Below are 7902 nucleotides of genomic sequence, written 5' to 3'. Positions count from 1 at the left end.
CCCTCGTGACCGCACTGTACGTGAAGATCGACGACGACTTGGCGGGTATCGTGCGGCTGCCGGGCCGGCCACCGAAACTCAGTCACTCGGAGTTGCTGTGCCTGGCGGTCATGCAGGCGATGCTCGGCTTCCACTGCGAGGCCCGCTGGCTGCGGTACGTCCGCGCACACCTCCAGGACATGTTTCCCTTCGTCCCGCAGGATGCCGGCTACAACAAGCGGCTGCGTGCCGCGCTGCCGCAGATCAAACGCGTGATACGGGTGCTCGCCAAGGACACCGACTTCTGGCACGACACGGTGTGGATCACGGACTCGACCCCGGTGCCGTGCGGGATGTCCCGCCCCACGGTCAAGCGCTCGGAGCTGGCGGGCTGGGCCAACTACGGCTACTGCGCGTCGCATTCGCGGTTCTTCTGGGGGCTGCGGCTGTACCTGGTGTGCACCCCGGCCGGGATGCCGATCCTGTGGGCGCTGGCCGATCCGAAGCTCGGCGAGCGCGAGGTGCTGGCCGCGATGCTGGAGGTCGATGCCGAGCTGGTGCGCGTGCGGCCGGGCCTGCTGCTGATCAGCGACAAGGGCTTCGCGTCGAAGACCTTCGAGCGGTCACTGTCCGTACAGGGCATCACGCTGCTGCGGCCGTCGAGGAAGAGGGAGATCCTGCGGCCCGGCGAGCCGATGCTCAAGAAGGTCCGCCAGCTGATCGAGTCGGTCAACGACACCCTCAAGGGCCAGCTCGACCTGGAACAACACGGCGGGCGCACCGTCGAGGGCGTCGCTGTCCGTGTCGCTCAGCGTGTGCTGGCCCTGGCCGCCGCGATCTGGCACAACTTCCAGACCGGCCAGGCGATCAGCCGCTCACTGACCGCCTACGACCACTGACCGTATTCGGAAAGACTCGTCTAGGCGGACCGGTCCGCCCCCTCGTCGAGCACCGGCGGGCGCGGTGCCGTCCAGGCGCCGGAACGCCTCACCGGCCCTGGTCAGCTTGGTCCGTGTCCTCATCGCGCGTCGAAGGCGACCTTGTTGCCGGTGTCGGGATCGATGTGGGTGGCCTTGCCCCGCCACGAGGCGAAGTACTTGGCCAGCTCCTCGATGTTGGTGCCGGTACCGGGGATGGCGTGGTCGTTCGCGTTCTTCCTGGGCTTCCCGTCGGGTCCCCTCTCCATCGCTTCTGCCAGTCGCAGTCCACGCCGTCGGCCGCGTCGATGCCGTACTCGTCCTCCGAAGCGTCCAGTTTCAAGGGCACTGCCCACGCTTTCGGTCACCTTCCCCCGCACGCGGAGCGCGGACGGCGGACCACGGATCGCCGGCGTCCACGGTCGGTCGGGATCCGGCCGTACGAGGAAAGCGACGGGACGGGGCCGGTACGGCCGGTGCGTCATCGACGCGGTCGTCTTCGGGAGCCGGCCGATCGTCTGCCGGGCGTGCGGCGTCCGCCGCGCGGGCAACCGGATCGCCACCGGTGAGGCACGCGAAATGAGTTCCCGTACCCATGTGGCGTGCCGGGGCGCTGGTTGGGCTGCCGCCGCGAGAGGCGGTCAGGGTGGTCACGGGAGGCGGGGACAGGATGCGGCCGGCAGGCGGAGCGGGTGGACCGGAGGAGCTCGGGGAAGGTGATCCCCGGGAGATCAGCGGCTATCCGCTGTACGCCCGTCTCGGTGAGGGCGGCATGGGCACGGTGTACCTGTCGCGCACCCGCGGCAACCGTCCGGCCGCGCTCAAGGTCATCCGCCGGAAGTACGCCGAGGACCCGCAGTACCGGCGCCGTTTCGCACGGGAGGCGCAGGCGGCCCGGAAGGTGGCCGGGTATCACCTGGTCCCGGTGCTCGACTTCGACACCGACGCCGAGCAGCCCTGGATCGCCACCGCATACCGGCCGGGCCCGTCCCTGGGCTCCGTACTCGCGTCGCACGGTCCGGTCCCGGTCGCGACCGCCCTGCAGATCACGGGATGCGTGGCGCGGGCGCTGCACGCCGTGCACTCCGCCGGATACGTACACCGGGACGTCAAGCCCGGCAACGTCCTGATCGGGGCGGACGGCCCCTGGCTGATCGACTTCGGTATCGCGCGCTCCGCCGACTCCACCGGCCTCACGGGGACCGGCGGGATCGTCGGCACGCTCCGCTTCATGTCACCGGAACACGCGCGCGGCCGGGAACCCGGCCCGCCCAGCGACGTGGTCTCCCTGGGTCTGCTGGCCGCGGTCGCGGCAACCGGGCGCCACCCCTACGGGGACGGCGACGGCATGGGCATCGCCGCGTCGATCGCCGGTACGGACACCTGCCCGCCCGACCTCGACGGCTATCCGGACCCCCTGCGGCACGTGCTGCGGGCCGCTCTCGCCGCCGACCCCGGTCAGCGGCCGGACGCGGCCCGGCTGGCCGCGAGGAGGCGGCCGGGCGGCCGCTGACCGACTTCGACGGCTGGGGTACTCCCGAAGTGCCCGCCCCGGAGCCGGAGTCCGCGTCGCGCTGAGGAGCCGTCCTCCCCGGACGCGGTGATCCGGCCCGAGCCCTCCGGGCGGAATCCGGCCGGATCACCGCGACAACGCCTCAACCATGAACACGAATTACACACATCCCCTCTACATACCGTGCTCGATGGTCTAGATTGACCGTGCTTCAGCTGTTCGAACACGAGGCGACCGTTAATGATCTATAGGTCCGGCGCTACGGAAAGCCAGCAGTAGCGTCCCCGGCACCACGCGCGGGGATGATCCAGTTCTCTGGAGCCCGAGGGGGCCCCGGGTGCGGGGAGCATCCGAGGTTCCGGCGGGTTCACACGCGCCTCGTACGTCCGGCGGGACAGGCACGTCCGCTGCCGCCGGAGTGAGTTGTCCGAGCACCTCGGAAAGAACCGAAAGGCCAGGTGCGGGAGGCGGGGGCCTCCCGTGGGGCGAGGAACGGCGCGGCGCGGGGGGCGGGGGTCCCCCGGGCGGAGGAACAGTGTAGGGCGCATACGCGAGTCACTGGACCTGGGGGGTTCTGTGCGGCAAGGGGGAGCTTTAAGTCCGTTATCGTCGGCGCGCGAGCGTCTGGCGGGCGGGGCGATCAGCCGGCCCGCGGTCGACTGGGAGCAGCGGTACCGACGTACCGTGATCACCGGCGACACCGTGGCCACGGCCTTCGTGGTGGCGTCGATCGGCAACTTCTTCGGGGCGCGGGACGCGGCCGACTGGCACGAGAAGTGGGGCATTCTCGCCTTCGGCACCTGGATGCTGGTACTGGGGGCGCTCGCGGTGAGCCGGTCCTGGGCACCGGCCGTCCTCGGGCAGGGCGCCGAGGAGTTCCGCCGGCTCGGCCGCTCGCTGTTCGTGGCGACCGTCGTGCTGGCGCTGGGCGGGATCGCCCTCACCTCGCGCAACATCAAGCTCTGGATCTTCGTGGCGGTTCCCGCGATCGCGGTCGTCACCATGACCGAGCGGTATCTGCTGCGCCTGTGGCTGCACCGGCAGCGCAAGGAGGGACGCTGCCTGAGACCGGTGCTCGCCGCCGGGAGCCCGGCCACCGTGCGCGACCTGATCTCCCGCACCCGCAAGTTCCCGCACCTCGGCTGGCGGGTGGACGCGGTGTGCACGACGTACGGGGCCGGGCCGGACGGCGACCGGCTGGACGGCGTACCGGTCGTCGGCCGGATGGCGGACGTCGCGGACCACGTCCACCGAGACGGCTACCGTGTCGTCGCGGTCACCCCGGACCCGCACTGGTCACCGGAGCGGCTGCAGCGGCTGGCCTGGAGCCTCGAGGGCAGCGACACCGAGATGGTCGTGGCCCCGGTGCTGATGGAGGTGGCCGGCCCGCGGCTGCACATCGACGCGGTGCTCGGCATCCCGCTGCTGCGGGTCAGCATGCCGACCTTCACCGGCGGTCGCCGGGCGGTCAAGGGGGTCGTCGACCGGATGGGCGCGGCGGTCCTGCTGCTGCTGTTCGCACCGCTGATGGTGTTCGTCGGGCTGCTCGTGCTGGCGGACAGCCGGGGCGGGGCCTTCTACCGCCAGCGCAGGGTCGGCAAGGACGGCCGTGAGTTCACCATTCTGAAGTTCCGCACCATGGTCGCCGGGGCGGACCGGGCGCGGGACGCGCTGGCCGACCGCGACGAGGGTGCGGGGCTGCTGTTCAAGATCCGCCGGGATCCGCGGGTGACCCGGGTGGGGGCCGTGCTGCGCCGGTACTCGCTCGACGAACTCCCGCAGCTGTTCAACGTACTCACCGGATCGATGTCGCTCGTCGGCCCGCGGCCTCCTCTGCCGGAGGAGTCCGCGGCCTACGGCCCGGACATCCGGCGGCGGCTGCTGGTCAAGCCCGGACTCACCGGCCTGTGGCAGATCAGCGGACGCAGTGACCTGTCGTGGGAGGAGGCGGTCCGCCTCGACCTGCGGTACGTGGAGGACTGGTCGCTCGCCCTGGACACGGTGATCCTGTGGAAGACGCTGCGTGCGGTGCTCCACGGGCAGGGGGCCTACTGATGCGCTACCGCCGTGGACCGGCCGGTGCGCGGACCGCAGGCCGTGAGGGCCTGCCTGGGGGGAGGAACAGGACATGAGAGTCAGCGTGTTCGGGCTCGGCTACGTGGGCTGCGTGTCGGCCGCGTGCCTGGCCGCGACGGGACACCGGGTCGTCGGGGTGGACGTGAACCGGGTGAAGGTCGACCTGGTCAACGACGGCAAGGCCCCGGTGGTCGAGGAACGGATCGGCGAGCTCGTCGCCGAGGGTGTGCGGAGCGGGGCGTTACGCGCCACCGGCGACGTCCGTGCGGCGATCATGGACAGCGAGGTGTCGCTGGTCTGTGTGGGGACGCCGTCGGAGTTCAACGGCAGCCTGTGCACCACGTACCTGGAGCGGGTCACGGAGGAGATCGGTGCGGCGCTCGCCGAGCGCGGCGGGCGGCACACCGTCGTGTTCCGCAGCACCATGCTCCCGGGCACCTGCCTGAACCTGCTGCTGCCGATCCTGGAGAAGTACGTCGGCGGCACCGCCGGGGTGGACATCGGGGTCGCGGTCAATCCGGAGTTCCTGCGCGAGGGCACCAGCGTGCGGGACTTCTTCGACCCGCCCAAGACCGTCATCGGCGAACTCGACCCGGCGAGCGGCGACACCGTGGCGGCGCTCTACGACGGTCTGCCCGGCGAGGTGTTCCGGGTGCCGATCCCGACGGCCGAGGCGATCAAGTACGCGGACAACGCGTTCCACGGGCTCAAGATCGGCTTCGCGAACGAACTGGGCGCGGTGTGCCAGGCGCTCGGGGTGGACTCGCACCAGGTGATGGACGTGTTCCTGGCCGACCGCAAGCTGAACATCAGCCCCGCCTACCTGCGGCCCGGCTTCGCCTTCGGCGGCTCCTGTCTGCCCAAGGACCTGCGCAGCCTGGTCCACGCGGCGCAGCGGGCCGATGTCTCGGTACCCATCCTGGCCCATGTGCTGCCCTCCAACGCCGACCATCTGCAGCGCGCGGTGGAGCTGGTCGAGCGCACCGGGAAACGCCGGGTGGGCCTGTTCGGGCTGTCCTTCAAACCGGGCACCGACGACCTCCGCGAGAGCCCGCTGGTCGAGCTGGCGGAGCGGCTGTTCGGCAAGGGGTACGACCTGAGGATCCACGACGCCAACGTGAGCCTGTCGCGGCTGCTCGGCGCGAACCGCGAGTACATCGAGACCCGGCTGCCGCATCTCGCGCAACTCCTCGCCGACTCCGTCGAGGACGTGCTCGAGCACGCCGAGGTGTGCCTGGTCGGAACCAGGGACCCCGCCGTGCTGTCGGCACTGCCGCGGGGCAGCGGCGGCCCGGTGATCGTCGACCTCGTCCACCTTCCCGACGCCGAGGCGCGCCGGGCCGAACCGGGGTACGTGGGCCTTGCCTGGTGACACATCCTTCGGTGACCGAGCCGGCGCCGACCGGCCGGACCGGCGCGCGCTGATCCTCGTGGAGAACCTGTCGGTGCCGTTCGACCGGCGGGTGTGGCAGGAGTGCACGACGCTGCGCGACGCGGGCTGGGAGGTGCACGTCATCTGCCCGCGGGGAGGCAAGCGGGACACGGAACCGGAGGCGGAGATCGACGGGGTGCGGATCCACCGGTACCCGTTGCGCGCGGCCACCGGAGGTCCGGCCGGCTATCTGCGGGAGTACGGAGCGGCGCTGTGGCACACGGCCCGGCTGGCCCGCAGGGTCGGCCCGGTCGACGTGGTCCACGCCTGCAACCCGCCCGACCTGCTGTTCCTGCCGGCCCTGTGGCTGAAGCGGCGCGGCGCGCGGTTCGTCTTCGACCAGCACGACCTGGTACCCGAGCTGTACCTCTCCCGGTTCGGCCGCGGCCGGGACCTGCTGTACCGCGCCGTGTGCGCGCTGGAGCGGATGACCTACCGTGCCGCGGACGTCGTGCTCGCCACGAACGAGAGCTACCGGGACGTCGCGGTACGCCGCGGCGGCCGGCGGCCGGAGGACGTCTTCGTGGTGCGCAGCGCACCCGACACCGGCAGGTTCCGTCCCGTGCCGCCCGAGCCGGAGCTGAAGCGCGGCAAGCCCCATCTGCTGTGCTATCTCGGCGTCATGGGCCCGCAGGACGGCGTCGACTACGCCCTGCGGTCGCTGGCGAAGCTGCGCGACGAGGTCGGGCGGACCGACTGGCACGCGGTGTTCGTCGGCGGCGGCGACACCTTCGACGCGATGGTGGAGCTGTCCCGGACACTCGGGCTCGAGGACCAGGTGCACTTCACCGGGCGCATCCCGGATGCCGACCTGGTGCGCCATCTCTCCACCGCGGACGTGTGCCTCTCCCCGGACCCGCACAATCCGCTCAACGACGTGTCGACCATGAACAAGGTCCTGGAGTACATGGTGATGGGCCGGCCGCTCGTCTCGTTCGACCTGAAGGAGGCGCGCGTCTCCGCCGGTGACGCCGCCCTCTACGCGCCCGCCGACGACGAGTCCGAGTTCGCCCGGCTCATCGCGCTGCTGCTGGACGATCCGGAACAGCGGGCCCGGATGGGCAGGATCGGCCAGGAGCGGATCAACGGGCCGCTCGCCTGGCGGAATTCTCAGGCGTCGCTGCTCGCCGCGTACGCCGCAGCCTGCCGCGACCTGCCTCGGGCACCGGCACGCGGCCCGCACCGGGCAGGAAAGAGGCCGCGCCGTTGAGCGACGACACGATACGCCTGGTCACGGTCGGGCGGTTGATCCGCCGGCGCCGGCGGCTGCTCGCCGTCCTCACGGTGGTGGGCGCGCTCGTCGGTTTCGGCGTCTCCCTGTTGTTCCCGCCGCGGTACACCACATCGGCGTCGGTCCTGCTGCCGGGGGCGTGGGAGGACCGCGAGCTGCTGACCCAGGTGGAGATCGCGACCAGTTCGGTGGTGGTCGACCGCGCGGCCGCCGAGCTCGGCTGGAGCGGGGTCGACGGCGGCGAGCTGCGGGACCGGGTGAGCGCCAGAGCCGCCGACGGGAACATCATCGAGATCTCGGGCACGGCCGACACCCCGGAGCGGGCACAGCAGCTCTCCGACCGGATGGTGGAGCAGTTCGTCGCCTTCGCCGCGCGCGTCGTGGGCGACACCGCCGACTCCGAGGCGGCGGCACGTCCCGAGGAACTGCGGCAGCTGGTACTGGGGACCAGCCGCCGGATCTCCGAACTCGCCGACGCGGCCGATCCCGGGCGGACCGTGGAGAGCGTGCAGACCCGCACCGAGCTGGCGAAGCTGCGCACCGCGCTGCAGGAGGCCGTCGGCAAGCTGGACGAGGCCGACCCGGCCGCGGGCACGGCCGGCATGGTCGTCATGGGCCCGGCCGCCCGGCCGGACGGCGAGGCACCGCCGACCAGGCCGCAACTCGTCGGCGCCGGGGCGCTGTTGTTCTTCCTTCTCGCGGTCGTCGGCCACCTCACCGCCACGCGGGCGAGTCGCCGGCTGCGCACCGCGCC

7 protein-coding genes are annotated in these 7902 nt (G+C 71.6%); 6 read left to right on the top strand and 1 reads right to left on the bottom strand.

Translation table 11 applies throughout. From position 1 onward, the window contains the following. On the top strand, positions 1–878 hold an 878-nt coding region (locus B9S61_RS30690), incomplete at its 5' end, for an IS982 family transposase (RefSeq protein WP_374936231.1). Positions 879–997: 119 nt separating this feature from the next. On the opposite strand, the gene B9S61_RS41180 is transcribed toward B9S61_RS30690, so the two are convergent. Continuing rightward, complete coding sequence (locus tag B9S61_RS41180) at positions 998–1165, bottom strand: hypothetical protein (RefSeq protein WP_181007613.1); 168 nt, start codon at positions 1163–1165, stop codon at positions 998–1000. A 401-nt stretch (positions 1166–1566) separates the two neighbouring features. On the opposite strand from B9S61_RS41180, the gene B9S61_RS30685 reads away from it, so the two are divergent. The 5 genes from B9S61_RS30685 to B9S61_RS30665 form a co-directional block, all read left to right on the top strand. Continuing rightward, a complete protein-coding gene (locus tag B9S61_RS30685) occupies positions 1567–2409 on the top strand; it encodes a serine/threonine-protein kinase (RefSeq protein ID WP_181007612.1) in 843 nt (280 codons plus the stop codon). Positions 2410–2985: 576 nt separating this feature from the next. Further along, positions 2986–4464, top strand: coding sequence for a sugar transferase (locus tag B9S61_RS30680; RefSeq protein WP_103545149.1), 1479 nt, complete (start codon positions 2986–2988; stop codon positions 4462–4464). Positions 4465–4537: 73 nt separating this feature from the next. Next, a complete protein-coding gene (locus tag B9S61_RS30675; RefSeq protein ID WP_103545148.1) occupies positions 4538–5857 on the top strand; it encodes a nucleotide sugar dehydrogenase in 1320 nt (439 codons plus the stop codon). Then, positions 5847–7127, top strand: coding sequence for a glycosyltransferase family 4 protein (locus tag B9S61_RS30670; protein WP_103545147.1), 1281 nt, complete (start codon positions 5847–5849; stop codon positions 7125–7127). The genes B9S61_RS30675 and B9S61_RS30670 overlap by 11 nt, the downstream gene beginning before the upstream one ends. Next, a partial coding sequence (locus tag B9S61_RS30665; protein ID WP_258039939.1) for a Wzz/FepE/Etk N-terminal domain-containing protein occupies positions 7124–7902 on the top strand: 779 nt, incomplete at its 3' end. The genes B9S61_RS30670 and B9S61_RS30665, both read left to right, overlap by 4 nt.

This window comes from Streptomyces sp. SM1 (assembly GCF_002910825.1).
GTDB classification, from domain to species: Bacteria; Actinomycetota; Actinomycetes; order Streptomycetales; family Streptomycetaceae; genus Streptomyces; species Streptomyces okerensis.
This window is presented reverse-complemented; position numbering and strand designations above follow the sequence as displayed.